Origin of the sequence: Lysobacter sp. H21R4, from assembly GCF_015277535.1 — a bacterium.
Taxonomy (GTDB): domain Bacteria; phylum Pseudomonadota; class Gammaproteobacteria; order Xanthomonadales; family Xanthomonadaceae; genus Novilysobacter; species Novilysobacter ciconiae.
On the sequence record NZ_CP063772.1, the window covers coordinates 1,020,394 to 1,045,961 of the forward strand.

Annotated in this window: 29 protein-coding genes and 1 tRNA gene; 17 read left to right on the forward strand and 13 right to left on the reverse strand. The window is 65.8% G+C overall.

The window, feature by feature from the left end; translation table 11 throughout:
- Positions 1-27: 27 nt before the first annotated feature.
- From INQ40_RS04700 to INQ40_RS04730, 7 genes are all read right to left on the reverse strand, one after another.
- The gene (locus INQ40_RS04700; protein WP_194342040.1) at positions 28-642 is read right to left on the reverse strand and encodes a hypothetical protein; all 615 of its coding nucleotides are present in this window, start codon (positions 640-642) and stop codon (positions 28-30) included.
- Positions 642-1,418, reverse strand: coding sequence for a type III secretion inner membrane ring lipoprotein SctJ (gene sctJ, locus INQ40_RS04705; RefSeq protein WP_194342041.1), 777 nt, complete (start codon positions 1,416-1,418; stop codon positions 642-644). Before sctJ ends, INQ40_RS04700 begins: the two co-directional genes overlap by 1 nt.
- A gap of 12 nt (positions 1,419-1,430) precedes the next feature.
- Positions 1,431-1,865 (reverse strand): hypothetical protein, encoded by a 435-nt coding sequence (locus INQ40_RS04710; protein WP_194342042.1) that lies wholly within the window; start codon positions 1,863-1,865, stop codon positions 1,431-1,433.
- Between the two features lie 26 nt (positions 1,866-1,891).
- On the reverse strand, positions 1,892-2,215 hold the full coding sequence (locus INQ40_RS04715) for a hypothetical protein (RefSeq protein ID WP_193986664.1): 324 nt from the start codon (positions 2,213-2,215) through the stop codon (positions 1,892-1,894).
- A 28-nt stretch (positions 2,216-2,243) separates the two neighbouring features.
- Entirely contained in the window at positions 2,244-3,542 is a 1,299-nt protein-coding gene (locus tag INQ40_RS04720; protein WP_194342043.1) for an FHA domain-containing protein, read from the reverse strand.
- Positions 3,543-3,570: 28 nt separating this feature from the next.
- Positions 3,571-5,622, reverse strand: a complete 2,052-nt coding sequence (sctV, locus tag INQ40_RS04725) for a type III secretion system export apparatus subunit SctV (RefSeq protein WP_228482119.1) — start codon at positions 5,620-5,622, stop codon at positions 3,571-3,573.
- Positions 5,623-5,978: 356 nt separating this feature from the next.
- The gene (locus INQ40_RS04730; protein ID WP_194342044.1) at positions 5,979-6,425 is read right to left on the reverse strand and encodes a flagellar biosynthetic protein FliO; all 447 of its coding nucleotides are present in this window, start codon (positions 6,423-6,425) and stop codon (positions 5,979-5,981) included.
- A 114-nt stretch (positions 6,426-6,539) separates the two neighbouring features.
- Between INQ40_RS04730 and INQ40_RS04735 the strand changes: the two genes are divergently transcribed.
- From INQ40_RS04735 to sctT, 6 genes are all read left to right on the forward strand, one after another.
- Complete coding sequence (locus tag INQ40_RS04735; RefSeq protein ID WP_228482120.1) at positions 6,540-7,616, forward strand: ATP-binding protein; 1,077 nt, start codon at positions 6,540-6,542, stop codon at positions 7,614-7,616.
- 33 nt (positions 7,617-7,649) lie between these two features.
- Complete coding sequence (locus INQ40_RS04740; RefSeq protein ID WP_193986675.1) at positions 7,650-8,267, forward strand: response regulator; 618 nt, start codon at positions 7,650-7,652, stop codon at positions 8,265-8,267.
- Entirely contained in the window at positions 8,260-9,384 is a 1,125-nt protein-coding gene (sctQ, locus tag INQ40_RS04745) for a type III secretion system cytoplasmic ring protein SctQ (protein WP_194342046.1), read from the forward strand. The genes INQ40_RS04740 and sctQ overlap by 8 nt, the downstream gene beginning before the upstream one ends.
- A gap of 3 nt (positions 9,385-9,387) precedes the next feature.
- Positions 9,388-10,275 (forward strand): EscR/YscR/HrcR family type III secretion system export apparatus protein, encoded by an 888-nt coding sequence (locus tag INQ40_RS13135; RefSeq protein ID WP_305059510.1) that lies wholly within the window; start codon positions 9,388-9,390, stop codon positions 10,273-10,275.
- Positions 10,276-10,326: 51 nt separating this feature from the next.
- Positions 10,327-10,593 (forward strand): type III secretion system export apparatus subunit SctS, encoded by a 267-nt coding sequence (gene sctS / locus INQ40_RS04760; protein ID WP_043958481.1) that lies wholly within the window; start codon positions 10,327-10,329, stop codon positions 10,591-10,593.
- A 76-nt stretch (positions 10,594-10,669) separates the two neighbouring features.
- Positions 10,670-11,452 carry a type III secretion system export apparatus subunit SctT gene (sctT, locus tag INQ40_RS04765; protein WP_193986679.1) on the forward strand — a complete coding sequence of 261 codons (783 nt, stop codon included), beginning with the start codon at positions 10,670-10,672 and terminating at the stop codon, positions 11,450-11,452.
- 36 nt (positions 11,453-11,488) lie between these two features.
- On the opposite strand, the gene sctU is transcribed toward sctT, so the two are convergent.
- Positions 11,489-12,553, reverse strand: coding sequence for a type III secretion system export apparatus subunit SctU (sctU, locus tag INQ40_RS04770; protein WP_194342047.1), 1,065 nt, complete (start codon positions 12,551-12,553; stop codon positions 11,489-11,491).
- Between the two features lie 185 nt (positions 12,554-12,738).
- On the opposite strand from sctU, the gene INQ40_RS04775 reads away from it, so the two are divergent.
- From INQ40_RS04775 to INQ40_RS04825, 11 genes are all read left to right on the forward strand, one after another.
- Positions 12,739-13,068: a hypothetical protein gene (locus INQ40_RS04775; RefSeq protein WP_194342048.1), complete on the forward strand. Its 330-nt coding sequence runs from the start codon at positions 12,739-12,741 to the stop codon at positions 13,066-13,068.
- Positions 13,069-13,123: 55 nt separating this feature from the next.
- Entirely contained in the window at positions 13,124-13,801 is a 678-nt protein-coding gene (locus tag INQ40_RS04780; RefSeq protein WP_193986685.1) for a hypothetical protein, read from the forward strand.
- Positions 13,802-14,080: 279 nt separating this feature from the next.
- Positions 14,081-15,982, forward strand: coding sequence for a threonine--tRNA ligase (gene thrS, locus INQ40_RS04785; RefSeq protein WP_194342049.1), 1,902 nt, complete (start codon positions 14,081-14,083; stop codon positions 15,980-15,982).
- Positions 15,983-16,047: 65 nt separating this feature from the next.
- A complete protein-coding gene (gene infC / locus INQ40_RS04790) occupies positions 16,048-16,569 on the forward strand; it encodes a translation initiation factor IF-3 (RefSeq protein WP_084227701.1) in 522 nt (173 codons plus the stop codon).
- 240 nt (positions 16,570-16,809) lie between these two features.
- Positions 16,810-17,007 (forward strand): 50S ribosomal protein L35, encoded by a 198-nt coding sequence (gene rpmI, locus INQ40_RS04795; protein ID WP_043958488.1) that lies wholly within the window; start codon positions 16,810-16,812, stop codon positions 17,005-17,007.
- A gap of 13 nt (positions 17,008-17,020) precedes the next feature.
- A complete protein-coding gene (gene rplT / locus INQ40_RS04800) occupies positions 17,021-17,380 on the forward strand; it encodes a 50S ribosomal protein L20 (RefSeq protein WP_193986688.1) in 360 nt (119 codons plus the stop codon).
- 106 nt (positions 17,381-17,486) lie between these two features.
- On the forward strand, positions 17,487-18,497 hold the full coding sequence (gene pheS, locus INQ40_RS04805; protein WP_194342050.1) for a phenylalanine--tRNA ligase subunit alpha: 1,011 nt from the start codon (positions 17,487-17,489) through the stop codon (positions 18,495-18,497).
- 16 nt (positions 18,498-18,513) lie between these two features.
- The gene (pheT, locus tag INQ40_RS04810) at positions 18,514-20,907 is read left to right on the forward strand and encodes a phenylalanine--tRNA ligase subunit beta (protein ID WP_194342051.1); all 2,394 of its coding nucleotides are present in this window, start codon (positions 18,514-18,516) and stop codon (positions 20,905-20,907) included.
- 64 nt (positions 20,908-20,971) lie between these two features.
- Positions 20,972-21,274 carry an integration host factor subunit alpha gene (locus tag INQ40_RS04815; protein WP_194342052.1) on the forward strand — a complete coding sequence of 101 codons (303 nt, stop codon included), beginning with the start codon at positions 20,972-20,974 and terminating at the stop codon, positions 21,272-21,274.
- Positions 21,267-21,623, forward strand: coding sequence for a MerR family transcriptional regulator (locus INQ40_RS04820; RefSeq protein ID WP_043958492.1), 357 nt, complete (start codon positions 21,267-21,269; stop codon positions 21,621-21,623). The genes INQ40_RS04815 and INQ40_RS04820 overlap by 8 nt, the downstream gene beginning before the upstream one ends.
- Before the next feature lie 94 nt (positions 21,624-21,717).
- Positions 21,718-21,794, forward strand: a tRNA-Pro gene (locus INQ40_RS04825).
- A 68-nt stretch (positions 21,795-21,862) separates the two neighbouring features.
- Here the strand turns inward: INQ40_RS04825 and INQ40_RS04830 are convergent.
- From INQ40_RS04830 to INQ40_RS04850, 5 genes are all read right to left on the reverse strand, one after another.
- Positions 21,863-22,060 carry a cold shock domain-containing protein gene (locus INQ40_RS04830; RefSeq protein WP_194342053.1) on the reverse strand — a complete coding sequence of 66 codons (198 nt, stop codon included), beginning with the start codon at positions 22,058-22,060 and terminating at the stop codon, positions 21,863-21,865.
- Complete coding sequence (locus INQ40_RS04835) at positions 22,057-22,761, reverse strand: hypothetical protein (RefSeq protein WP_194342054.1); 705 nt, start codon at positions 22,759-22,761, stop codon at positions 22,057-22,059. Before INQ40_RS04835 ends, INQ40_RS04830 begins: the two co-directional genes overlap by 4 nt.
- Positions 22,755-23,519 (reverse strand): terminase family protein, encoded by a 765-nt coding sequence (locus INQ40_RS04840; protein ID WP_194342055.1) that lies wholly within the window; start codon positions 23,517-23,519, stop codon positions 22,755-22,757. The genes INQ40_RS04835 and INQ40_RS04840 overlap by 7 nt, the downstream gene beginning before the upstream one ends.
- Positions 23,516-24,088 carry a hypothetical protein gene (locus tag INQ40_RS04845; RefSeq protein ID WP_194342056.1) on the reverse strand — a complete coding sequence of 191 codons (573 nt, stop codon included), beginning with the start codon at positions 24,086-24,088 and terminating at the stop codon, positions 23,516-23,518. Before INQ40_RS04845 ends, INQ40_RS04840 begins: the two co-directional genes overlap by 4 nt.
- A 220-nt stretch (positions 24,089-24,308) precedes the next feature.
- Positions 24,309-25,118 (reverse strand): hypothetical protein, encoded by an 810-nt coding sequence (locus INQ40_RS04850; protein ID WP_194342057.1) that lies wholly within the window; start codon positions 25,116-25,118, stop codon positions 24,309-24,311.
- Positions 25,119-25,568 lie beyond the last annotated feature (450 nt).

Sequence of the window (25,568 nt, forward strand, 5' to 3'; positions counted from 1 at the left end):
GATATCTGCTTCTTCGGCTCGGGTGGGTCAGTTGCCCGCGTGGACGGAATAGAGCTGTTGCACCGCCGAGGGAGGCAGGTGTGTCGGCGGCAACGCCTGCTCACGCGGATGCAGAAGCGCCAGCCATTCGGTGAACGCCGGATCACGCGGATGGGCCCAGGCGCGCAGTTCGGCGCAGCCGTGGCGGTCGAACAGCGAGAGCAGCCCAGGCGTGGGATCGGTTTCCTCAAGCGCGGTGTGCATCGCCTGCTGCAGCCGGACCTGCACGTCACGCGGCACCTCGCCATCCCAGACGTTCCGGTCCAGCGCCAGCAGGTAGCGCTTGTCGAGCGCCAGCTTCAGGCGGCGCACCGGCTCGCGGCCGACCTCTGAACGGATAGCCGGCGCGAAAGCGAGGACGCCGATGTTGCGCACCAGCGAGCGCAGTTTTTCCGGTGACCAGCGTCCCACGACGCGATCCAGCGCTGGCTTCGGAGCGGGCGCCAGCAGCGTCGAGGCCGCCCCGCGTGCGAGCGAGCGCGCCAGCAGGCGTCGTCCCAGCGGACTGCAACGCGCCGCGGCAAGCAATGTGGAATCAAATTCGTCCAGCCAGCTGGCGTCGGTGCCTTCAATCACCGTGTGCAAGCCGGGCGCCGTATCCATCAGTCACTCCAGGCCGGCGGCTTTGCCCCGGCCGCTGGACTCAGACGCGCGCGCAGCTTTCCGCGGAATGCGATGCCCAGCCCGAGCAGGGCGGCCAGCACGACCGCCACCAGCGCCATTGGACCCATCGATGACATGGCAATCGGCGCATTCGTCTGCTGGTCGCCTGCGCCCGGAGCAGCGATGGTGAAGAACTTGATGGTGACCTTGTTGACGTCGGCCAGCCCCTCGACGCTGTCCTTGATGAAGACCTTCAGGTCGGTTTCGCGGTCACGCAGCTTCGCGCCGGGGCGCTCGAAGATGATCACGGATGCCGAGGAGTCGTTGTCGCGGCCACCCAGCGGGTCCGGCGGCGGCAGGGCGATATGCACGCGCGCTTCCACGACGCCGTCGATCCGCGACAGGGTCCGCGCGATCTCCTGCTGCAGCCCGTCCATGTAGCGGGCGCGCTCGTCCATCGCCGAGGACACGAAACCTTCCTTCTTGAAGATCTCGCCCATCGAGCGGTAGCTGGCGTGGGGCAGGCCCTGAGAGTTGAGCACCTGCATCGCGTACGGGAAGTCGCCCCGGTTGACCCGCACTTCCCAACCCTTCTTGCTGGAGGACGGCGCTTTTTCCGATGAAACCCCGGACCCGAGCAGTGCCGCCATGACCTGGTTGGCCTGTTGCTCGTCCAGCTCGTTGTAGAGCGTTACCCGGTTGCAGGCGGCCAGCAGCAGGCAGGTCAGGACGAGGCAGGTGATGCGCCAGGGGAATGCCCGGTTGCGAAGGTTCATGCGTGCTCCTGCTTACGACTGCTGACGGAACAATTGCTGGATGCCGTCAGAGGAACGGTTGGCAACGTTGGAGGTCAACTGCGCGGTGAACAGGAACTGGTGGCTGCGCATGGTGAGCTGGATCATCTCGCCCGGAGTGAGATCGGCACCGTTGGCGGTCAGGATCTGCGACATCGACTCGATCTTGTCCGCGCCGCCATTGAGGCCGTCGAGGGCGCCCAGCACGGCCCGCGTTCCCTGCGATGGCTCCGACGCCGTTGGCGGCGCCACCGGGGCCGGCGCGTTCGCATTGGGTGCCGCGCCAGTGCGCTCCATCGTCGCCGCGAAATCACGCACGTCGAACGGCGTGGCCTGCGCCTGCGATGTTTGCGGCTGCTGGGCCGGCGACAGACCTCCCGCGCCGGTTTTGGCGGCGTCGAGCGCCGATACCTGGATTGCTTCGATCATGATCGTGTCCTCGCGAGGGGGTGGAATTACTGGCGCTTGCCGAGCGTTTCCAGTGCGTGGCCGACAGCGTTCTGCGAGGTCGCCGCGTTGTTGGACATGAACTGCATACGGAGGCTTTCGGCGGTCAGCTGGACCATGTTGGAAGGCTGGTCGCCACCCGACGCGATGGCATCCGACAGTTGCGTCACGCGCGCCGCCTGGCCGTCAAGTGTCTGGCCCCAGGCGCGGGACATGGCCTCGTACCAGCTGCCGCTGTCGCCGGAGGACACGCTGCTGCGGGTGCTGCCACTGCTCGCGGTGGCGATGAAGGTGGTGACGGGCGCGTTCGGATCGTTGGCGTTGATGCTCATGAGGTTTCTCCTTGATTCCCTTGGCGGGTTACATCCGGTTGGTGCGTGGATTGGCGGCAACGAATTGCCTGGCGACTGCGGCGGAAGGACGGCTTTCTTCGGAATTTCTGGCAACTTCTGCGATGGGTTCCTCCACCTCGACGGGTGGATCGGGCTTGACCTGGTGGACCTTTCCATCAACCAGCGCCCACGCCGACTTGCCAATGGCGACCAGCGTGCCGCGGTCGTCGGGAAGCTCGGCTCCCACCGCGTAGCGGGTACCGTCGGCGGCGAGCACGTAGGAGTCATCACCGCCCACGATCGAGACGATGCGGGTGCGTTCGACCGGAGCCTTGGCGCGCTGGGGTGCCTTGGCGTCCTCGTCGGCGTAGTTGCGCGGGATCACCCGGTTGATGCCGGTAACGTCGATCATGGCGCGTGAAGTCGCGGCTGCCCGCAGCTTGTCCTGGTCCTCGAAACGGCCACTGACTTCCACGTCGCCGTTGCCCAGATAACGGGTGCGGGCGGTGATACCCTGGCTGCGCAGGACCTCGGCGACGTCGGCGGCGACGTCCTCGCCGGTGCGCAGGTTCAACCGCAAGGGCAGTTCGCTGGCGTCGACTTCGCGCTGGATGCGGCTGCGCGTGGCGCTGTCGGGCACGGTCCCGGTCAATACCGTCATCCCGGCATCGTTGGTTGAGGTGGTGTTGTCGCCGATGTTGTAGGTGGTAACCAGCGCAGCGACCTGCTCTTCCATGCTCGGCTCAGGCGCGGTGACTGGGCGTACGGAGGCATAGATGCCGGCTGAGACCAGCGACAGCACGGCCAGGCCGGCAAGCGTTTTGGCCAGGCCGGGACGAACGGCGCGGCGCGCGTTCAACGGTGCCTGCTCGATGGCATCAAGGCCGTCCGCGGGCATCCACTTCGGATCGCTTGCATCGCCAACCGCGAAGCTCGCATCGCCCAATCGCACGGGGGCGCCAAGCTGCAGCTCGATCGGGTCACCGGGGTACAGCGGGTCGCCGGCAAACCCCGCCGGCGCGTCGATTGCCCGCAGCGCCAGGGAGTTGCCGTTGCGCAGCAGCATGGCGTGGTGGGGAGCCACACCGTCGTCGGACAGCACGATGTCGCAGTCCTCGCCGCTGCCGACCAGCAGCATTTCCTGGTCGCCCAGCACGCGGTTGGCGCCGGTGTGGAGCCCGGCCAGGATGCGAAGCACCAGCTTGGCGGTTGTGGGCCGCGCCGTTGCGGATTTTTCGTCGGCGCCGGTGGCGGCTGACGCTGACTGCGGAGCGGACTCCGACGTCGCGGAGGCCTGCTCTGGATCGGGGACGATGTCGTCGATCATTGGAATTTCTCCTTGCATGCGTGATGCGTCATGCGTTGATCTGTCCTGCCTGCGAGATTCGCAGGTCGGCTGCCAATTCCTGGTACGAAAGCACGGGCAACTCGAAGAAATCGTTCTCCAGCAGCTTGCGCAAGTGCCTGCGCACGTCCAGTGAACACAAAAGGACGGGGCGCACCGAGCCGCCCTGGCGGGCCAGTTGGGTACGAACTTCGCCGGACAGGCGGGCGGCCAGCTCCGGTGCGATGGCAAGCTGGCTGGCGCCACCGGCAACGCGAACCGACTGGCGCAGCCGATCCTCGAGCTCGGGGTGGATCAGCAGCACGTGCAGCGTGCGATCGCCATCGGCATAGCGATCGGCGATCTCGCGCTTCAAGGCCACGCGCACGTATTCGGTCAGCAGCACGACGTCCTTCTCGCGACCGCCCACGTCGGTGATCGCTTCAAACACGTCGCGCAGGTTGCGTACCGGGATGCCTTCCTCGGCGAGGCGGCGCAGCACGTCGGCCACGCGCTGAGGCGCCACCACGCGCAGCATTTCCTTGACCAGGTCGGGGTAGTCGCGCTGCATCTTCGCGAATAGGTTGGACGCCTCCTGGATGCCGATGAACCCACCCATCCGGCGCTGCAGCGCGCGGCGGACGTGCTCGGTCAGCATCGCCAGGGGAGCGAGCGTGTCGTCGCCTGCTTCGTCCTGCCAGTGGCCGGGCAGGGGCGGGTGGAAGCCCGCCAGCGCAGGGGTGTTGTCGCCACTGCTGCGGGCGGGCCGGAAGTGGGCGCCCGTGCGCAAGGTGCCGTTCGCCATGCGCGCACCGAACGCGGTGAGCTGATATTCGCCATCGGCCAGCGCGGCGTCGACGCGCGCTGTCGGCGCCGGCACCGGCACGCCGAACTCTTCGCGCAGGCGCTGGCAGATCTGGGTCAGGCCATCGAGCAGCGGCTGCTTGCCGAACTCCGCGGCCAGGCTGGGCGAGACCGCCAGTTGCAGCGGCGCGGGCGGCGCCAGGTCATCGATCTCGACCGGCTGCTGGTGCGTGGCCATGGCCTCGTCGGTGACCCGGAAGGCGCGGCGCAGCAGGTCGTTCTGGTGGCGGTAGCGCCACGCGGCGATGGTCAGCAGGGTCGCGCCCAACAGGCCGAATACCACCGTCGGGAAGCCGGGCACCAACATCATCAGCAGCGAAAGCACGCCGGTGATGGTCAGCACCCGCGGCTGCGCGGAGATCTGCTTGGAGATGGCATCGCCCAGATGCCGATCGTCCTCGATGCCCGCGGTCCGCGTCACCACCAGTCCGGCCGAAATGGCCGCCAGGATGGCGGGGATCTGCGCCACCAGGCCATCACCGATGGTCAGGATGCTGTAGGTCTGGGTCGCATCGCCCAGCGACATGTCGCGTTGCAGCACGCCGATGGCCAGGCCGCCCAGCAGGTTGATGATGATGATCACGATGCCGGCGATCGCGTCACCCTTCACGAACTTCATCGCGCCATCGAGGCTGCCGTAAAGCTGGCTCTCGGTTTCCAGGTAGCGGCGCTTGGTGCGCGCCTCGTCCTTGTCCAGCAGCCCGGAGCGCAGGTCCGAATCGATCGACATCTGTTTGCCCGGCATCGCGTCCAGGGTGAAACGTGCCGCCACCTCGGCGACGCGCTCGGCGCCCTTGGCGACGACGATGAACTGCACCACGGTGATGATCAGGAACACCACCAGGCCAACCACGAGGTTGCCGCCGGCGACCATGTTGCCGAATGTGTCGATGATGTGGCCCGCCTCGGCCTCCAGCAGGATCGACTTGGTGATGGCGATCGACAAAGCCAGGCGGAAAAGGGTGGTGAGCAGGAGAACGCTGGGGAAACTGGAAAACGCCACCGGCGACGGGATGTAGATCGCCAGCAGCAGCAGTCCGAAGCCGATCGCGATGTTGAAGGCGACCAGCGTGTCGATCACCGCCATCGGCAGCGGCAGGATCATCAGGCTGATGATCAACACGGCGGCAAAGGCCAGCACGATATCGCTGTAGCCGCCGCGCTTGCGGGGCGCCGCGCCAGCGGGCGCCGCCATCAAGGCCCCGATCAGCGTGCGCAAGGCAGGCTCCGTCGGCCGGTGATTGGGCTCGGCGCTCGAGCCATTGCAAAGGGGCAGATCAGTGTCGCTGCGTATCGCATCCGTTGCCTCTCTCGATTGACGTACGGTCCCGAGGCGCGAGGCGCAGCGGGCTTTTCGTACGTAGCTTCCAGCCCTGAGCGTCAGTATGTGACAATCAGGGTCAATCGAACGTAGCCGAATGTGATCCGCAATACCAGCAGCCGGCGCGGATTTTTTCGCTATCTGAGACTTCGCGCCGGCAGTGTTCAGACAGGCGTGTCGGCCCTGTCCCAACCTTCACCGGAAGCTAACGCGACACTGCCGACGGTAATGCGGAGCACGCTTGCGAAAGGGGATCAGGGTCCGGGCTTCACGGCGTCCACCGCGACGTCGGCCGCATCCAGCTCCGCAATGAGCGTCAGGGATTGAGCACCGACACCGATCGCGAACACCCGGTCGGCGCGGGTTCGAAGCACGACCACCCGCTCGCGGGGACCGACCGGCAACACCTGCACGATCGACAGCGCAGCGTCGCGGCCGGTCAACCTGTAGCGGCGGCGGGCGAAAAAAAGGACGGCGACAAGGCCAGCGATGACCAGAAGCAAGGGCACCACGACCGCAACCAGGTCCCAGACCAACGAACCGGACGCGACGACGGGTGTGCCCGCAGCGGCGGCCAGGTCCGCTTCGGCCACTGTGGGGTCCTGCGTACCGGCCTGGGCGGTAAAACAGCTCAGCGCCAACCACGCCGCGATGACGGTGGACGCGATCGGGTTGCGTGTTGCAAGGGTCGTATCAGCCATTGGAGCGGGACTCGGGCGGGAAGGGCGCGGCTACGGTAGCAGCAAGACTGGCCTGATCCGGCCGCCCAATGCGGGGACGGGACCGAGGGCACACAGGCGGGGGACAGGGGCGCGATGAATAGTGAAGTGAAGACTGCGGGCGTACGGAAAACGGCGTCGCCCGATTCCTGCCCCGATCTGCTGGCGGTGCTGGACGGCTTGCCCTTCGCATGCGCCGCGTTTGATCCGGCCAGCGAGGGATTGGTCGGCGCCAACCAGCGCTACATGGACGAGTTCGGACCGCTGCCCGGTCACGTCGCGCGCGACCAGCTGCTCGCCCACTTTCCCGGCGCCAGCGACGAGGTGCGGCTGGAGCACAACGGGCGCTGGTACGGGCTGCACTGGAGCAGCATCACCGCCGCGGCCGCGCCTCTGGCGCTGCTGACCGCGGTCGACATCAGCGAGCGCCTGGAAGCGCTGGACTCGCACAAGAGCCAGCAGGAACAGTTGCTGTTCACCTCGCGCATGATGTCGGTCGGTGAAATGGCCGCGACCCTGGCCCACGAGCTCAACCAGCCGTTGGCGGCGATCGTGAACTACCTCAACGGCAGCCTGCGCCTGGTCGCGCAGGCTGGCGGCCCGGTGCAGGTGGAGCGCGCGCTGCAGGCCGCGCGCACCCAGGCGGAACATGCCAGCGCGGTGATTGCCCGGGTGCGCGAGTTTGTCCGCGCCCGCGAACCGCGCCGCTCCCCGCAGGCGCTGGCATCGATGGTCGAGACGGTGCTTGAGCTGCTTCGGCTGGAAGCCGAGCGCCAGCAACTGCGCATCGACGTGATCCTGCCTCCGGTGCTGCCGTCCGCGTGGGCCGACCACGTGATGGTCGAGCAGGTGCTGCTGAACCTGGTCAAGAACGCGATCGAAGCCATGCGCGAGGTTCCCGCCGAGCGTCGTGCCCTGCGCGTGGAAGGCCGGGTCAATCTGGACGGCGATCTGGAGGTGCGCGTGATCGACCGTGGTGTCGGCCTGGCCGAGGACGAGCAGGACCAGTTGTTCTCGCCATTCTTCACCACCAAGGCCGATGGTCTGGGAATCGGCCTGGCGATCTGCCGGTCGATCATCGAGTACCACGAGGGACGCCTGTTCTTTGAACCCCATCCCGACGGCGGCAGCGTGTTCGGCTTTACCCTGCCTACGGCTCAGGGACGGCAATGACGGGCCGCGGGATTTTCCACGCCGGAGGCTGGCATGACTGACGTCGCTGCAATCGGAACGCTTGTCCATCTGGTCGATGACAACGACGCGTTCCGTGAATCGACCGCATGGCTGTTGCAGACCGCGGGTTTCGAGGTGCGGGAATATGCCTCGGGGCCGCAGTTCCTCGCCGAGGTGGTGGATGCGGCTGCGACGGCGTCATCGACCTCGGCCGCGCCGGCTGAATGCCTGGTGTCGGACATCCGCATGCCTGAGATGAGTGGACTGCAGCTGCAGGCCGAGCTGCGCCGCCGCGACAACGCATTGCCGCTGGTGTTCGTGACCGCGCACGGCGACGTTCCGCTGGCGGTGGAGGCGATGCGCAATGGCGCCGCACACTTCCTGGAGAAACCCTTCTCCGATGATGCGCTGATCGAGGCGATCCGCACGGCCCTGGCGAAGCCGGTAGGCGCGGCCGTGGCGCTGGCCAAGCTGACCCCACGCGAGAAGCAGGTGCTGGACCTGGTCGTGGCCAGCAAGCCCAACAAGATCATTGCCGACATCCTCGGCATCAGCATCAAGACCGTTGAACTGCACAGGGCGAACATGATGGCAAAGCTTGGGGTACGGTCGGTGCCCGATTTGATGAAGGTGGCACTCGGACATGGCTGATGCGGGAAGTGGAACGATCGAGGCGAACCGGGACGGCGACGCCGCAGCCGCGACCAAGGTCACCTCGCTGCGCGGGCGCGTGCCGTCGATCGCGGCGTCGCAGCTGCTTCCGCTGCAGGCCTTGTTCGAATACCCGCGCCGATGGCACCTGGCCGATGGAGGCCGCCTGGTGTTCTCGCCGGGTACACCCGATGCCGGTGCCGCAACCTTCGCCATCGATGCGGACGGCACGGGCATGGCGCTGCGTCTGGACGAAGATCGGTCGTCGGCGGAGCGTGCCGGACTGCACTGGAGCGATTACGAGGGCCGCTCACGCGTGCTCGCCTGGAGCCTGGCCCAGGAATCCCGGCTGGCGCGCCTGAGCGAAGCGCTGGGAATGGCACTGGTACCGGTGCTGCCGGCGGCCGATGGGGCCTCCACAGCGGTCCCGACCGAGGCGGACTCCGGGGATGTCTGGCTCGACTTCGTGGTTGAAGAGCCCGACATCCCCGACGAGCCGAAGCCGCCGGGCCTGAGCGGCCTGCTGCGCCTGCCGGTCGACAGTCTGGCGCCCCTGCTTGCGCGCGCCGGAGACCCGTACGGCGAGGATCCGCCGGTGCCACTGGGCGCCTGGCCTGGCTTGCCCGCCAGCGTGGCGATTGCTTTTGCCGGGCCCCATATCCCCCTTGCCGAATGGCGGACCCTCACGCCGGGCAGTGTCATTGTTGCCGGTCGCCTGAGCGCGCCTCCGCCGGTGCACGCGTTCGCTTGCGGACGACGCTGGCCGCTGGCGTCCGACGGCCACGGCTGGCGCGTGGACGGCCCATCAGAATCTTTGTCACCCCCTCAGGAGAGTTCCATGACCAGCAACGATGAAGCCGGCGCGCAGCCGGAAGCGGAGGCCCCGGTTGGCGGCGAGGGTATTGAGCAACTGCCGGTCCAGCTGCGGTTCGAGCTGGGCGATCTCGAGCTGAGCATCGCCGAGTTGTCGGCTCTTCAGCCCGGATACGTCTTCCCGCTGGCCAGCCGCCTGGAAGGCGCCAACGTGGCGATCCGCGCCAATGGCCGCAACGTCGGCCGCGGCGAGGTGGTCGCGGTCGGCGACACGCTGGGTGTCCGCCTGCTGGCGTGGAGCTGACGCGTGGACTTCAGTTCCTTCTCCCCGGCGCTGATCCTCGTCACCGTCGTCAGCCTTGCGCTGGCGCCGTTTGTGGCGGTGATGGTGACCTCGTTCACCAAGATCGTGGTCGTGCTCAGCCTGCTGCGCAACGCGCTCGGGCTGCAGCAGGTCCCGCCCAATGTGGTCATCAACGGCCTGGCCATCGTGCTGTCGATCTACGTGATGTATCCGGTGCTGCTGGACACGCACGCGGCGATCACCGGTCAGGTCCAGTCCACCAGTGCGACCGCGCCGGCCACTCAGCCCGGCGCGCCTGAAACCCCCGACGCGGCCGCGCTGGCGCTCGTTCCCGGCGTCGAGGTTGCGGTGGACAGCACGGCGCAGATGCTGGGCCCGGCCGGGTCGCAGGTCGCCGCGCAATCCCAGGGTGACAATCTTGCCGAAGTTGGCGACGCGGAAGCGGAGCAGGAAGGCGTCGCCGCACTGCCGCCGCTGGCACCGGGCGAGCGCATGGATACCGCGCGCCTGCTGAAACTGGTCGAGGTGGGCAAGGAGCCGCTGCGCGGGTTCCTGATCAAGCATTCCAGCGACACCGAACGCGCGTTCTTCCTGCGCAGCGCGCAGCGGCTGTTGCCACCGGCGCGGCAGGCGGACATCTCCGCCAACGACTTCATCGTGATCGTGCCGGCCTTCACGGTCAGCGAACTCACCGCCGCCTTCCAGATCGGCTTCCTCATCTTCCTGCCGTTCCTGATCATCGACCTGGTGGTCGCCAATATCCTGCTCGCGCTGGGCATGATGATGATGTCGCCCACGATCGTCTCGCTGCCGTTCAAGCTGCTGCTGTTCGTGCTGATCGATGGCTGGGCGAAGCTCGTGCACGGACTGGTGCTCACGTATGCGATCTAGGCCAGGTGCCGTCAGTCGTGGCCCCGCCTGGCGCATTTCCGGAGTCCGGCCATGAACGAGGTCCTGGAGCTCACCAAGCAGGCACTGTGGCTGGTGCTGATCCTGTCCGGACCACCGATCGCCGCGGCGGCGATCTTCGGGCTGGTGATCGCCTTCCTGCAGGCGGCGACCCAGTTGCAGGAGCAGACCTTCGCCTACGCGGTGAAGTTGCTGGTGATCGTGCTCACGCTGTTCATCACCGCCTCGCTGCTGGGCGGGACGCTGTTTACCTTCGCCGAGCGCCTGTTCATCGAGTTCCCCGGGCTGGTCAGGCGATGACCCCGCGGACCGGCGTGCGCGCACTCGTCGGCAAGCGCGACGGTTTCGGGCCGGCGCATCCACTGAAGTCCGACTGATGCCCTTTGACGGTGTCGGCAATGCGCTGCTGGCCCTGGCACTCACGCTGCCGCGGGTCATCGGTGCGTTCGTGATGCTGCCTTTGCTCACCTCGCAGAACATCCCGGCGATGGTGCGCAACAGCTTCCTGGTCAGTCTTGCCGTGGTGGCACTGCCGATTGCGATGGCCGGAGCGCCGATCGATGCGATGGGCGCACCCATGTGGCCGGTGATCGTGCTCAAGGAGATCTTCCTGGGCATGGCGATCGGATTCTGTTTCGGCATGGTGTTCTGGGCGATCGGTGCGGCCGGCAACCTGATGGACAGCCAGGTCGGCATGGCCATGGCGTCGATCTTTGATCCCATCCAGGGGCACCAGGCGGCGCCCCATGGGCAGTTCCTGTCGCAATTGGCGGCCTGGCTGTTCATGGCCAGCGGCGCGTTCCTGATCTTCCTCGACCTACTCCTGTCCAGTTACGCGCTGTGGCCGGTGATGTCCTACTTCCCGCAGATCCAGGCCGAGGGCAGGGAGCTGTTCATCGGCCAGTTCAGCTATCTGATGACCGCGCTGCTGGTGATGGCCTCGCCGGCGCTGATCCTGTTGCTGCTGGTGGATCTGTCCTTCGGACTGGTCAACCGCTACGCGCCGCAGCTGAACGTGTTCGCGCTGACGCTGCCGATCAAGGCCTGGGTGGCGACCGGGATGATCCTGCTGCTGATGGGGGTGTACGTGGAGATGGTGCTGAAGAAACTGGGTGAGAACCGCGCCCTGCTGGAAGTCCTCAACCGGGTGTTTTCCTGACCGTCCCGCAGTGACGGTGCGCTGCCCAGACCGGCCTCAGTCGCGCGAGTCGCGCACGCCCTCGGCCCAGTGCAGGACCTCGGCGACGGCCTCGAAGAACTCGTTGCTGATGTGGTCGTCCAGCGCGACCTTCTCGTGCAGCCCGCGCGCCAGTGGAATGTTCTGCAGGATCGGAACCCCGGCTTCCTCAGCTGCCTGGCGGATCATCTCCGCGGTGTGCCCCTCGCCCTTGGCGACGACGATCGGCAGGTCGGTCTCGCCGTCCTGATAGCGCAGCGCAATGGCGATGTGGGTGGGGTTGGTCACGACGACGTTGGCTCCGCGCACGGCATGCATCATGTTCTGCTGCGACCACTCCTGATGCAACTGGCGACGGCGCTGTTTAACGTGCGGGTCGCCCTCGCTGTCCTTGAGTTCCTGGCGGATGTCGCGCCGGCTCATGCGCAGGTTCTTCAGGTACGAGTACTTCTGGTACGAGGTGTCCAGCGCCGAGATGAAGAAGAACACGCAGATCGTCCAGATCACGATCCGCGAAAGGCCCTGCCACAGCGCTGCGCCGATCGCCTCGGGCGGGGAGGTCGGCAGCTGCAGCAGATCGGGCAGCATGCCGCGCACAACGATCCAGCCGATCCCGATCAGCGCCGCGGACTTGACGATCGACTTGATGAGGTCCACCAGGTTGTCCATCGAGAACATCTTCTTGATGCCCTCGACCGGGTTGAGCTTGTCCATCTTGGGCTTGACCTTCTCCCAGCTCAGCAGCGGCCCGACCTGAAGGAACTCGATCAGCAAACCCAGCATCAGCGACATCGCCAGCAGCGGCAGCATCAGCCACAGGAAGGTCTCGATCGCGGTCTGCGCCAGCAGCGGCAGGCTGGTCTCAAAGGGCTGCCCCAGGGTCGCCAGGCTCTGCTCGAACAGGTTGTTGATCCGCGAGTGCATGGAGCCCACCAGCATCCAGGCCGTCACCAGCCAGCCCATCACCAGCACGGTGCCGGTGAGGTCGCGGCTTTTGGAGACATTGCCCTCCTTTCGCGCATCAAGGATGCGTTTTCGGGTAGGGGGCTCGGTCTTGTCGGCGCCTTTGTCTTTCTCCGACACGGGCGGCCCTCGATTCTGGGAGGATCAGAGGCTAGCATGGGCCCACGCCGGTTCCGGCGGCGTCCAGCTGCACCTGAATGCGGAGCCAGCACCCTGGTAGTTACCCCAGATGCCAGCGTCAGGTGCACGCGCTACATTGCAGCCATCCCTCCGTCCCCGGGTGTCATCGAGGCCAACGCAGACGCATGAACAGCATCGGCAACAGTCCACAACTTGATCGCGCCGGCCTGCAATCGCTCGCCGACCGTCTTGCACTGGATGATCCTGCACGCCATGGCGCGCAACTGCCGACTGCCACTCCTGCGACCGACGAGGCCACCGGATTACGCAGCCATGCCGCTTCCGCCGTCATCGATGCGGGGGAGCAGGCGTTGGGCGTGGCGGCATGGGACGGTTTCGCCGGCGGACAGCGGATGTTGTCCAGCGACATGGCGCTGCAGGGCATGCTGGGTCGCCTCGACCTGCCGTCGGCAGTCGATGCCGGCGTCGACGCGGTAGTCGCCGCACTCGGCTGAGGGCTAGCATCGGCACGTCGCAGCGTTTTGATCCTGCGCGGAGACCGGTTGCCCCATGAATGACATTCCTTCATCCGACGGACTGCGCTCGGCTTCGGCCAGCCTGGTGGCAGCGCTCGCGTCGCACTCGGATCCCGAGTACCGGCTGAGCGTGCTCAAGCGGCTCGCACGCCGGCTGGGCGAAGCGCGCTATCCCGTCTTCCTGCGCATACTGGGCGTGATTGCCGAGAGCGACGATCTGCGCGCGCAGCGGCTCCTCGCCGATACCTTCGGGCTCGCGCTGCGCCGCATGGACCTGCCCGGTGGGGCCCTGAGTTCCTGGGGCGCGACCGGCCTGCCCGACAGCAAGACCCCAGTCGCTGCCAGCACGTTTTCCGGCAACTTCTTCGGCGCCACGCCGCAACGTCTGTTGGGCCCATTGGAGTACCTGGCGGTGTGGCACCTGCAACGCACCCAGCGCCAGTTGCTGGGTCGCGACGCTTTTGTACAGGCGACCTCACGCCTGGTCGCGCTGCTCAACCACAGCGAGGACGCGAGGCGGCTGTATCCGCAGAAACTCGCCGTTGACGCGCAGAACGAGCTGGAGGGCGCGTACACCCGGACCACCCGTGAGCGCCTCGCCGCGATGGCGGTCGCGTGGCAGTCGGGGCAGTCACCCGAGGACGTGGCCCGCGCGGCCCTGGGGGCCGCTCCCGACGCGCGCGAAGGGCAGTGGGTGGTGCACGATCTGTAGCGCAGCAGGCGCGCTGAGGAGCGATCGATATCCGACGCCGTTGACTTGCACTTCCCGGTCCCCAATATTAGAAGGTCCCGCGGTGAAGCTTCGCCGCCCCATCACTGCAAAGGTGGCCCGCACCCTCACGTGCCGGTCGAGTGTGTGACATGAGCACTACGCGCATCCAACGCTAGAACCGCCCGGGCTTCCATTTTGATGCAGGCGCCCAGGGGGCGCTTTGCTCTTTTCGGGTCGGACGTTTTCCGACCTCCAGCCAGACTCTTTGTAGACACCGCCATGATCGCAATCACCCTTCCCGACGGCAGCCGCCGTGAATTCGACGCACCCCTGAGCATTGCCGACGTGGCCGCATCCATCGGCCCGGGCCTGGCCAAGGCCGCGCTGGCCGGCAAGGTGGATGGGGACCTTGTCGATACCAGCTACTGCCTGACCGGCGACGCCGCGCTGGAAATCGTCACCGACAAGCATCCCGACGCGCTGGAGGTGATCCGCCATTCCACCGCGCACCTTCTCGCCCAGGCCGTGCAGAGGCTGTTCCCGGGCACCCAGGTCACCATCGGCCCGGTGATCGAGAACGGTTTCTACTACGACTTCGCCTACGAGCGGCCCTTCACGCCCGAAGACCTGCCGGCGATCGAAGCGGAGATGCACAGGATCGCCAAGGAAGCGCTGCCTGTGAGCCGGGAAGTGAAGTCGCGCCACGACGCGATCCATTTCTTCAACGGCATCGGTGAGCACTTCAAGGCAGAGATCATCGCCTCGATCCCGGACGGCGAGGACCTCTCGCTTTACAGCCAGGGCGAGTTCACCGACCTTTGCCGCGGTCCGCACGTACCCAGCACCGACAAGCTGCGCAGCTTCAAGTTGATGAAGGTCGCCGGCGCGTACTGGCGCGGCGACCACAACAACCAGATGCTGAGCCGCATCTACGGCACGGCCTGGCTCAACGACAAGGAGCTGAAGGCGCACCTGCTGCAGCTGGAGGAGGCCGAGAAGCGCGACCACCGCAAGATCGGGCGCGCGCAGGACCTGTTCCACATGCAGGAGGAAGCGCCGGGTCTGGTGTTCTGGCATCCCAAGGGCTGGGCGATCTGGCAGGTGGTGGAGCAGTACATGCGCGGCGTGTACCGCAACAGCGGCTACGACGAGGTGCGCTGCCCGCAGATCCTGGATGTCTCGCTGTGGAAGCAGTCCGGCCACTGGGACAACTACCAGGAGAACATGTTCTTCACCGAGTCGGAGAAGCGCACCTACGCGCTCAAGCCGATGAACTGCCCGGGCCACGTCCAGGTCTTCAACCACGGCCTGCACAGCTACCGTGACCTGCCGATCCGCTACGGCGAGTTCGGCGCCTGCCATCGCAACGAGCCGTCCGGTGCGCTGCACGGCATCCTGCGCGTGCGCGGGTTCACCCAGGACGATGGCCACGTGTTCTGCACCGAGGCGCAGATCGAGTCCGAGGTCACCGCGTTCCACCAGCAGGCGATGAAGGTCTACGAGGACTTCGGCTTCACCGACGTGCAGGTCAAGCTGGCCCTGCGCCCGGAGCCCCGCATGGGCGACAACGAGACCTGGGACAAGGCCGAGGAGGCACTGCGCCTCGCGCTGCGTGCCACCGGCGTGGAGTGGGAGGAGCTGCCCGGCGAGGGCGCCTTCTACGGCCCGAAGGTCGAGTACCACCTCAGCGACGCGATCGGCCGTACCTGGCAGCTGGGGACCATGCAGGTCGATTTCATGATGCCCGGCCGTCTTGGCGCGGAATACATCGATGAGTCCAGCCAGCGCAAGCATCCGGTGATGCTGCACCGGGCGATCGTCGGCTCGATGGAGCGCTTCATCGGCATCCTGATCGAGCATCACGCCGGCCACTTTCCGGCCTGGCTGGCACCCGTGCAGGCGGTGGTGGGCAACATCACCGACGCCCAGGCAAGTTACGCGGCAGAAGTGGCCCAATCCCTTGCAGATCAAGGGTTCCGGGTGGAAAAGGATTTGCGCAACGAGAAAATCGGCCGTAAGATTCGCGAGCACACGCTCCAGCGCGTGCCGTACCTGCTCGTCGTCGGAGACCGCGAAAAGGAAAACGGCCTGGTCGCGGTGCGCACGCGTGGGGGGGAAGATCTTGGCTCGATGTCCGTTGCCGAGTTCGCCGCGCGTTTACGTAACGAAGACGCCCGCTAAGGCAGCGTCGTCCATACTGTGTCGGCTGCACGTGCGGCCGAACGACCCATACCGGAGATTGCAACATCAGTACCCCCGACAAGCGGAACCGCAAGAATCAGGAGATCCGCGCGCTGAAAGTGCGCGTGATCGGCAGTGATGGCGAACAGGTCGGCGTGCTTTCACGCGACGAGGCCCTTGAGCTCGCCCAGGAAGCAGGCCTCGACCTGGTGGAAATCCAGCCTCACGGCGATCCGCCGGTCTGCCGCATCATGGATTTCGGCAAGTTCATCTTCGATCTGCAAAAGAAGGCCAACCTGGCCAAGAAGAAGCAGAAGCAGGTCGAGATCAAGGAAATCAAATTCCGCCCGGTCACCGATGAAGGCGACTACCAGATCAAGCTGCGTAACATGCGCCGTTTCCTGGAAGACGGGGACAAGATCAAGGTCAACATCCGGTTCCGTGGCCGCGAGATGCGCCACCAGGATCTGGGCCGCCAGATGGCGGACCGGATCGAGCTGGATCTGGGTGAGGACATCGTCGTGGAATCGCGTCCCCGTCTGGAAGGCCGGCAGATGGTGATGATGATCGCGCCGAAGAAGAAGTAGCCCTCGCGCTGCCGTCTCTGGCAGCCGCACACCCGCAGACGGCCATTGGCCCATTGTGTTGCGCGCGCGTTGCGCTGCCGGCATAATGGGCGGCCCGGTTTGCCGGGCTTGTTGTTTGTAGTTCAGGACCTGTTGCTGATCCTTTTCGGATCAATGACTTATCGACCGATACGGGCAGGACGGAAAGTGTGGCCATGCCACCGCCCATGTCAGTGACATATACCCGAAAGGACCTTCGCAATGCCCAAGATCAAAACCCACCGTGGGGCGGCCAAGCGTTTTCGCAAGACCGCGTCCGGCAAGTTCAAGTGCGGCCACGCCAACCGTAGCCACATCCTCACCAAGAAGGCGACCAAGCGGAAGCGCAACCTGCGGCAGACGAATTACGCCCGCCCGGAAGACGCTGGACGTATCAATCGCATGCTGCCCTACGCCTGAGGAGGACTGAAAAATGGCACGAGTCAAACGTGGTGTACAGGCGCGCCGTCGCCACAAGAAGGTGCTCGACCTCGCCAAGGGCTATTACCATGCCCGTCGCAAGGTCTATCGCGTCGCCCATCAGGCCGTCATCAAGGCACAGCAGTACGCCTACATCGGCCGCAAGCAGAAGAAGCGCAATTTCCGTTCGCTGTGGATCACCCGCATCAACGCGGCTGCCCGCATGAACGGCATGAGCTACAGCCGCTTCATCAACGGTCTGATGAAGGCCGGCATCACCCTTGATCGCAAGGTGCTGGCGGACATCGCCGTGCACGACGCGGCGGGTTTTGCCGCGCTGACCGAGAAGGCCAAGGGCGCGCTCACAGCGTAAACGTGCGGCACCGGTACCCGGCATTGTCCGCGGCGGCCGGTCAGCAACGAGAGTCACGCATGGGGAAGGGCGCAAGTCCTTCCCCATGTTTTTTTCTGGAACAGGCATGAGCGCAATCGAAACCCTCACCGCCCAGGCGCTGGAGCGCATCGCCGCCGCTGACGCCCCCGCCGCAGTGGAGTCGCTGCGAGTGGAGTTGCTGGGCAAGTCCGGCAGCATCACCGCCCAGCTCAAGCAGTTGGGAACACTGCCCGCCGACCAGCGCAAGGCAGCCGGCGAGGCAATCAACCAGGCCCGCAACGCCGTCACCGAGGCGCTGCACGCACGTCGCGACACGCTGCAGCAGGCAGCGCTGGACGCCCGGCTGGCGTCCGAGACCCTCGATGTCACCTTGCCCGGAATCAACGCCTCGCGCGGTGGACTGCACCCGGTCAGCCGGGCGCTGGAACGGATCACCGACATCTTCGGGCGACTGGGTTTCGAACTCGCCGACGGGCCGGAGATCGAGGACGACTGGCACAACTTCGAGGCCCTGAATTTTCCGCCGCATCATCCGGCGCGGGCCATGCACGACACCTTCTACATGCGTCCCGACGGCAGTGGCGTCGCGCGCCTGCTGCGCACGCACACCTCCGGCGTGCAGGTGCGCTACATGAAGGACCATTCCCCGCCGCTGCGGATGATCGCCGCCGGCAAGGTCTATCGCAGCGACAGTGACCAGACCCACACGCCGATGTTCCACCAGGTCGAAGGCCTGCTGGTGGACGAGCACGCCAGTTTCGCCGAGCTGAAGGGGACGCTTGCCGCGTTCGTGCGGGCGTTTTTCGAGCGTGACTTCCAGATGCGCTTCCGCCCCAGCTACTTTCCGTTTACCGAGCCCTCGGCCGAGGTCGACATTGCCTGGGAGCAGGCCGACGGCAGCATGCGCTGGCTGGAGGTTCTGGGCTGCGGCATGGTCCATCCCAACGTGCTGCGCAACATCGGTGTCGACCCAGAGAAGTACACCGGCTTTGCGTTCGGCCTGGGCGTGGAGCGTTTTGCGATGCTCCGCTACGGCGTCGACGACCTGCGCAGCTTCTTCGAGAACGACGTGCGTTTCCTGAAACAGTTCGCGTAAGCCAGGGATCGATTGAATGAAGTTTTCCGAAAACTGGCTGCGCCAGCACGTATCCACCACTGCCAGCCACGATGAGCTGGTCGACACACTCACCGCGATCGGGCTGGAAGTGGAGGAGGTCACCCGTATCGGCGACGGCCTCGACAACGTCGTCGTGTCGCGGATCGTATCGGCGGACAAGCACCCGGAGGCCGACCGCCTGCAGGTGTGCCAGGTCGATGCCGGCGACGGTGAGCTGGTGCAGATCGTCTGCGGTGCGCCCAATGCCCGCGCCGGCCTGATGGTCCCGCTGGCGAAAGTCGGGGCGGTTCTGCCCGGCGGCATGAAAATCGAGGCTGCCCAACTCCGCGGCGTCGAGTCGTTCGGCATGCTGTGTTCGGCGAAGGAACTGGGCACCGACAGCGATGCGTCCGGGCTGCTTGAACTGCCCGCCGATGCCACTCCCGGCACGCCGGTAGGCGATCTGCTGGGCCTTCCCGATTCGGCCATCGAGATCAAGCTGACCCCCAACCGCGCCGACTGTTACGGCGTGCGCGGCATCGCCTTCGACGTGGCGGCGGCCGCGGATGCTGCGGTATCCGGTTTCAACGTGGACCCGGTGGAGGCGCGCATTGAGGACACGCTGTCGATCCAGCTTGATGCCGGCGCCGACGCACCGCGCTACTGCGGTCGCGTACTGCGTGATGTGGACGCGACTGCACGCACCCCGCTGTGGATGGCCGAGCGCCTGCGGCGCAGCGGCGTGCGCCCGGTATCGCTGCTGGTCGATGTGACCCAGTACGTGATGCTGGAGCTCGGCCAGCCGATGCATGCCTTCGATCGGGATCTACTCAGCGGCGGCACGGTGGGCGTCCGCCGCGCCCGCGCCGGCGAGCGGCTCAAGCTTTTGGATGGCCGCGACGCCGCGCTCGACCCGCAGTTCCTGCTGGTTACCGATGCCGACGCGCCGATCGCGCTGGCTGGGATCATGGGCGGTTTTGACGCTCGCGTGACCGAGGCGACCCGCAGCGTGTTCCTGGAGGCCGCACACTTTGCGCCCGCCGCCATCATCGGCCGCAGCCGCAAGCTCGGCCTGCACACGGACGCCAGCCACCGCTTCGAGCGCGGCGTGGATCCCGAACTTCCACGCATCGCCATCGAGTACGCCACCGCGCTGATCCTCGATGCCGCCGGCGGTAGCGCGGGCCCGGTGGTCGAGGCGGCGCTGCATCAGCATCTGCCGCAACCGCAGCCGATCGTGTTGCGCCGTGCGCGGCTGGCGCGGGTACTTGGCATCGAGGTACCCGGTGCGCGGGTCGAGCGCATCCTCCGCGCGCTCGGCATGCAGGTGGAAGCGCTGGAAGAGGGCTGGCAGGTCATCGCTCCCAGCCGCCGCTTCGACATCGCGATCGAGGAGGACCTGATCGAGGAGGTCGCCCGCATCCACGGCTACGACAATATTCCGACCACGCTGCCCAGCGGAGCGTCGCGGCTGGCCGCGCCTACCGAAACCCTGGTCGATGCGGCCGACATCCGCCGCCATATGGCGGCGCGTGACTATCTGGAGGCGATCAACTACGCCTTTGTCGATGGCGACCTGCTCGACTCTTGGTCCGCTTCCGAAGGCGCAGTGGTGATCGCCAATCCCCTCAGCGCCGAGCTGGGGGTGATGCGCACGATGCTGTTGCCGGGCCTGGTATCGGCACTGGCACGGAATGCCGCGCGGCAGCAATCCCGGGTCCGCCTGTTCGAGACTGGCAACGTCTTCACGGCGGCCGACGGCGTGGCGCCGCTGCACACGCAGCGCGTCGCAGCGGTGGCCTGCGGCGATGCGCTGGCCGAGCAGTGGGCCCAGCCGTCGCGCGAGGTCGGCTTCCACGACCTGCAGGGCGACCTGGAAAGCCTCGCAGCTTTGTCCGGGGCGAGCCTGGCGTACGAATGCGCTGTAGCCCCCTGGGCGCATCCCGGTCGCTGCGCCCGTGTCTTCCGCCAGAATTCGGCGGGGGAGCGGCAGCCATTGGGCTGGATTGCCCAGTTGCATCCGCGCCTGTTGCAGGCACTGGAGATCGATGTCGACGTCATCGGCTTCGAACTGGACCTGGAGCCCCTGCAGGCTCGACCGGTGCCCAAGGCGAGCGGACGGTCGCGCTATCCGTCGGTGCGGCGGGATCTGGCCTTTGTGTTGCCCGAAGGCGTGCCTTGGGGCGACGTCGAGCGGACCATTCGCGCAGCCGCCGGGCCGGTCCTGCGCGACCTGGTCCTGTTTGATCGTTACCAGGGGAAAGGCGTGGAATCGGGATGCAAGAGTCTTGCTATGGGCTTGATTTTGCAGGAAGAATCGCGCACGCTCGTCGAGACTGACGTCGATCGCGTCGTGGCTTCCGTCACGTCCGCAATGCTTTCCGATCACGCAGCAAGGATTCGCGACTGAGGCCGGTTCTTCCGCGCCCGGCGCACGGTTGTCAGTCACACAGCAGCAGGGGATGGAACGGATAATGGCGTTGACCAAGGCTGAAATGGCCGAGCGGCTGTTCGACGAGGTCGGGCTCAACAAGCGTGAAGCGAAGGAATTCGTCGACGCCTTTTTTGACTCCCTGCGCCTGGCCCTGCAGAGCGGACGCCAGGTCAAGCTTTCGGGCTTTGGCAACTTCGATTTGCGCCGCAAGAAAGAGCGCCCGGGTCGCAACCCGAAGACCGGCGAGGAGATTCCGATCTCGGCCCGGACCGTGGTGACCTTCCGCCCGGGGCAGAAATTGAAGGAACGCGTAGAGGCCTACGCCGGAACTGAAAATGCTTGATCCAGGCAGCAACCGCGAGCTCCCGCCGATCCCGGCGAAACGCTACTTCACCATTGGCGAGGTCAGCGAGCTGTGCGACGTGAAGCCGCACGTGCTGCGATATTGGGAAACCGAGTTTCCCTCCCTGAAGCCGGTCAAGCGTCGCGGCAACCGGCGCTACTACCAGCGCCACGAAGTGCTGATGATCCGGCAGATCCGCGGCCTGCTGTACGAGCAGGGCTACACCATCGGCGGCGCACGGCTGCGTCTGGAAGGCGAGGAGGCCAAGGACGAGTCCGCGCTCAGCACACAGATCATCCGCCAGGTCCGCATGGAGCTGGAGGAAGTGCTGCAGATGCTGCGGCGCTGACATCGCGGTCAGCGGATGCCCCGCAGGGGTCGCGATTTACTGATTTTCAGCTATACTCTTGCGTCGCCGAAACAGCGGCGCACGGCAACATCTTCGGGGCGTAGCGCAGCCTGGTAGCGCACTTGTCTGGGGGACAAGTGGTCGTCGGTTCAAATCCGGCCGCCCCGACCAACAAAATCAATGGGTTACGCGAAGGAGCCGGAAGGCTCCTTTTTCTATGTCCGCAAGGTGTCCGCAGCTCACCCCACCAGCCGCACCGCACGTGCACGCGGCCCACGGTCGCCCTCGCGAGGCTCAAAGCTCACGCGATCGCCTACGGCGGGGGTGTCATAGCGCAGGTAGTCCGCGAGGAAGAACAGGTCTTGTTCGCCATCGTCGGGCTCGACAAAGCCGTATCCCTTGATTCCGTCCCAATGGATGATCCGTCCAAATTTCATCGTGTGGCATATCCCAGGTTGGCAACAGCAATGGGCTTGCGCCCGAAGCCCCAGACCGCCAGGGCCAGGGCGAGAATCAGGTCGTCGTGGGAACCTTGCCGCGCGCCGAACTGCGCATTGCCCGAGTTGGAGTAGGTCACCCGGAAGTCCATCAACTCGCGGCGCATGGCCTGCACCAGCGGCAGCTTGTCCGGCATGTCCAGTACTTGCCGATGCAGCAGCGACTGCACCCGGCTAATCAGCTCCAGCTTGGGCACGTAGTAGCCACCGGCCTTGTTTGGCCCAGCATCGCCGGCAAACCCGATGGTCACCGGCACCACGTTCGGAACACGCCGCTCGCGCATGATGTCGAACACCGGCCGGCCCACGCCGGTGAAGTCCAGGAACACCGGGACCCGCCCGGCCGTGTGCGGGATGCGTCCCAGCACCGCCTTCACGTAATCCGCCTGGTCGGGGTAGGGCGTCTGCAGCGGGATCCGCTCCAACAGCCGCAGCGCGAACCGGGCCGGCACCTTGTCGGCTACCTTGGCCAGCGGGGGTACCAGTGCGCGCGCTGTCTGCCGTTCAACCACTGCGATGGCCGTGGGGTCGACCGACTGGCCCAGGTCGACGCCTACAACAACGTCTCTTTCAATCGTGTAGTGCGGGCTGTCTTCGATCTCGGCCATTGTCAGCACGGGGATTGCCGTCTCGGTCACCATATTTCCATCTCCGGTTTGATTGCCGCATCGATCAGCTCGCTGGCGAAAAAGCTTTCGTTCGTGTCGGTGAACTCGCAGTCGTATTCGGCGCGGAACTGCCACTCGCTCATGCCCTCGCGCTCCTCGGCCAGAAACTCCTCGGTGATGTGCGGACAGTCGGCGGCGGTGATCTTCGTGGTCTCCCAGCCCTTGCCGCCCGTCCATTGCTCCCAGAACCAACCACGCATGCCGTAGGGCGTCGTCAGGGCGATCAACTGCCCGTTGGGGCTTGCCGCCAGCATCGGCCGCACAGCGGCATACAGAGCGTCTGACACGCGGGACGCTTCATCGATCAGCACCGCCTTGGGCGCGCTGAATCCACGGATGGTGGCGTCGTTATCGCCGGGCAGGGCGACCAGGTGGCTGCCATTGGCCAGAATCAGCTCGTTCGCACTCTCCGAACGGATCGCCGGCACGTCGCCCAGTCGCTTGTAGACCCCGACCGTCTTGGCAAACAACAGCCGGGATTGGCGCAGGGTCGGGCTGATTACCAGGTACAGGCCGGGCGCGTACACCAGCCCGCCTGCAGCCTTGGCCCCGATGGTTGTGGACTTGCCCGATTGCCGGCTGCACAGGATCAGTTGCCGACGTGCCTGGGAGCGCATGACGTCGCACTGCCACGGTGCCGGCGCTACGTGCTCGCCATCGGCATCACGCACGCCCTCGCGGAAGATGGAAACCGGGTCCAGGGCACGGCGAAAGTCGGCCGCGATGTTCACGCCACCCGGACCCCTTCCAGCAGGCGCGGATGGTCGACCTGTTCAATGCGCTCCAGTGCCTTGATGACGGATTGCCACGCGGCCGGGTGGGGCTTCAGTGCCTGCACAATCTCGGTGCGGATGTTGTGCCACTCCGGCGACTGCATCAGGTTGATTTGCACGTTGTTGTTGGTGATGGATGTGGCACCCAGCTCGCCCAACAGTCGGCCAATGCGCTCCGATGCCCGGCCTGCAGCCTCTATGGCGCGAATCTCCGCCTCGTCGTGTTTGATGGATGCCGCGCGATCGGCCACGGTGTACAGGCGGCTGCGCTGGTAAGTCAGGTGATCCAGCAGGGACTTGGATTCGATCTCCCGGATCTTCCCCAATTCCTCATCAGACTGCAGGCCGCGCACCCGTAGACGCAGGATCAACTCGTCGCTCATGTGGCTCTTGCGATAGCGCGACAGCTGCGCCGGGTCCAGGCCGTACCGCTTGGACAGCCCGCGCAGGCTCACCCCGTTGGCCAAACCGATCTCGATCTGGGCGCGGTCGGGATGCGTGGCGATGGCCGGGACAGGCGCGGCCACCAGTCACCTCTCGGGTCTGGGATCAGGGCTTTCTCGCGCAACAGGCGGGCGTACAGGGACCACTCATCACAGGCGGCTTGTACCAATGGCGCAGCGGTCGCAGGATCGTCGTGTAGCGCCTCCAGTAGTCGGCTGAACGCCTCCCCGGTATACGCCTGTTCACCACGCGCGATGGCTTGGGGTAGCGTGTCGCCGGCCAGCGCGCGGGCCAGGTCCGGGATCATTTCGGGTTGCCCATGTGCGCGGGATCGAACAACTCGCCCAAATGTTCCAACAGGCGATCACGGGTGCGGGTGCACAGCTCCAGACCCTTGTCGATCGCGGCAGCCGCTGCGCTGTCTTCCGGGGCCAGCAGCGTGATGACTTCACGGCGCGCTCGCTCGCGTACTTCAGCCGGCAGTCCCGACAGGGCAGCAGGGGCAGAAGCGATCGCCTGCAGTAACAGCGTGTCGGTGTCGGCAATGGCCTGTTCGGCAAACGCAACGCGGTCTGCAGGCTTCAGGCTGCGAAGGTGACCACGCACCTCAGCGGCAAGTTGCTGCGAGTAGGCGTCGGCGGGGATCGTGATGCGGTGCGCGCGGGCACCAACGGCATCTCGTTCGGCTTCGGCAGAGTTGATCGCGGAGTTGATCGCGCTAACGGTGTTGTCGCGCAGGCTGCGTGCCTGCCGTGCGTTCGCCTGGACGCGCTCAGGGGTCGACAGCAGAGCATCCCTTGCGTTGCCATCCATCGCCTCCAGCAGCGCCTTGTAGCCGGTGCCAGCGCGTTCGTGGACGATCTTCAAGGCTACCGCGTGCGGGTTGTTCGATTCGGGTGCGCTCCAGAATGCCGCGTCACCCAAGTGGCGGTGCTTGTCCAGGATGGGGCGGTGGCCCATGCGGGCTGCGGTCATTTGCTCCTGTGCGCGTGCTCGCCTGTCTGAGCTCGCCCGATCTGCCCGGATCGCATCGGCAATCTGCTGCTGGATATCCGCTTGGGTCAGCGTCGTGGGAGCCGCTTGCTCGGCAGCGGGGGCGTTCGTGTCAGTCATGGCGTCTACCTGCAAATGGGCGTTGACGACAGCGTACGCGGACACAGTGCGGACAGGTATTGCTTAACTCTGCCTTATTGCTTGCTGTCGCTACGTTGTAGGCCGCGTGTCCACTTGTCAGATGGTCAAGTGGCGCTCGATTTACCTGCAAATAACCCTGTGAAGGCAAATTCACGCTGTCTGGGTTTCTCCTACCCAAGTCCACCCACTCCATCTGCCTGTCCCAACTGTCCCAACTGTCCCAGCTGTCCCATCACCTCGTCGCAATAGCCGGATACAGGGCGATCTGACTCGACCCGTCGGTACCCCACACCCCTTAGTAAACCGACGGGTGAGTGAGTGGGACACGTACCGAGGAAAGGGTGGGATGCCGCTATGCGCGGCGGCAATCCCCCTCCATTCCCACCTGTCTGCATAACCGACAAGTCAACCGACAAGTCAAACCCAGTG

Excerpts from the sequence above, each read along its gene's own strand:
- pheT (WP_194342051.1), top strand. The coding sequence starts at position 18,514 with ATGAAGTTTTCCGAAAACTGGCTGCGCCAGCACGTATCCACCACTGCC.
- INQ40_RS04715 (WP_193986664.1), bottom strand. The coding sequence starts at position 2,215 with ATGAGCATCAACGCCAACGATCCGAACGCGCCCGTCACCACCTTCATC.
- thrS (WP_194342049.1), top strand. The coding sequence starts at position 14,081 with ATGATCGCAATCACCCTTCCCGACGGCAGCCGCCGTGAATTCGACGCA.
- INQ40_RS04775 (WP_194342048.1), top strand. The coding sequence starts at position 12,739 with ATGAACAGCATCGGCAACAGTCCACAACTTGATCGCGCCGGCCTGCAA.
- INQ40_RS04735 (WP_228482120.1), top strand. The coding sequence starts at position 6,540 with ATGAATAGTGAAGTGAAGACTGCGGGCGTACGGAAAACGGCGTCGCCC.
- INQ40_RS04850 (WP_194342057.1), bottom strand. The coding sequence starts at position 25,118 with ATGACTGACACGAACGCCCCCGCTGCCGAGCAAGCGGCTCCCACGACG.
- INQ40_RS04730 (WP_194342044.1), bottom strand. The coding sequence starts at position 6,425 with ATGGCTGATACGACCCTTGCAACACGCAACCCGATCGCGTCCACCGTC.
- INQ40_RS04740 (WP_193986675.1), top strand. The coding sequence starts at position 7,650 with ATGACTGACGTCGCTGCAATCGGAACGCTTGTCCATCTGGTCGATGAC.
- pheS (WP_194342050.1), top strand. The coding sequence starts at position 17,487 with ATGAGCGCAATCGAAACCCTCACCGCCCAGGCGCTGGAGCGCATCGCC.
- INQ40_RS04820 (WP_043958492.1), top strand. The coding sequence starts at position 21,267 with ATGCTTGATCCAGGCAGCAACCGCGAGCTCCCGCCGATCCCGGCGAAA.
- sctQ (WP_194342046.1), top strand. The coding sequence starts at position 8,260 with ATGGCTGATGCGGGAAGTGGAACGATCGAGGCGAACCGGGACGGCGAC.
- INQ40_RS04720 (WP_194342043.1), bottom strand. The coding sequence starts at position 3,542 with ATGATCGACGACATCGTCCCCGATCCAGAGCAGGCCTCCGCGACGTCG.
- rpmI (WP_043958488.1), top strand. The coding sequence starts at position 16,810 with ATGCCCAAGATCAAAACCCACCGTGGGGCGGCCAAGCGTTTTCGCAAG.
- INQ40_RS04710 (WP_194342042.1), bottom strand. The coding sequence starts at position 1,865 with ATGATCGAAGCAATCCAGGTATCGGCGCTCGACGCCGCCAAAACCGGC.
- INQ40_RS04835 (WP_194342054.1), bottom strand. The coding sequence starts at position 22,761 with ATGGTGACCGAGACGGCAATCCCCGTGCTGACAATGGCCGAGATCGAA.
- rplT (WP_193986688.1), top strand. The coding sequence starts at position 17,021 with ATGGCACGAGTCAAACGTGGTGTACAGGCGCGCCGTCGCCACAAGAAG.
- sctT (WP_193986679.1), top strand. The coding sequence starts at position 10,670 with ATGCCCTTTGACGGTGTCGGCAATGCGCTGCTGGCCCTGGCACTCACG.
- INQ40_RS04830 (WP_194342053.1), bottom strand. The coding sequence starts at position 22,060 with ATGAAATTTGGACGGATCATCCATTGGGACGGAATCAAGGGATACGGC.
- INQ40_RS04815 (WP_194342052.1), top strand. The coding sequence starts at position 20,972 with ATGGCGTTGACCAAGGCTGAAATGGCCGAGCGGCTGTTCGACGAGGTC.
- sctS (WP_043958481.1), top strand. The coding sequence starts at position 10,327 with ATGAACGAGGTCCTGGAGCTCACCAAGCAGGCACTGTGGCTGGTGCTG.
- sctJ (WP_194342041.1), bottom strand. The coding sequence starts at position 1,418 with ATGAACCTTCGCAACCGGGCATTCCCCTGGCGCATCACCTGCCTCGTC.
- INQ40_RS04780 (WP_193986685.1), top strand. The coding sequence starts at position 13,124 with ATGAATGACATTCCTTCATCCGACGGACTGCGCTCGGCTTCGGCCAGC.
- INQ40_RS04700 (WP_194342040.1), bottom strand. The coding sequence starts at position 642 with ATGGATACGGCGCCCGGCTTGCACACGGTGATTGAAGGCACCGACGCC.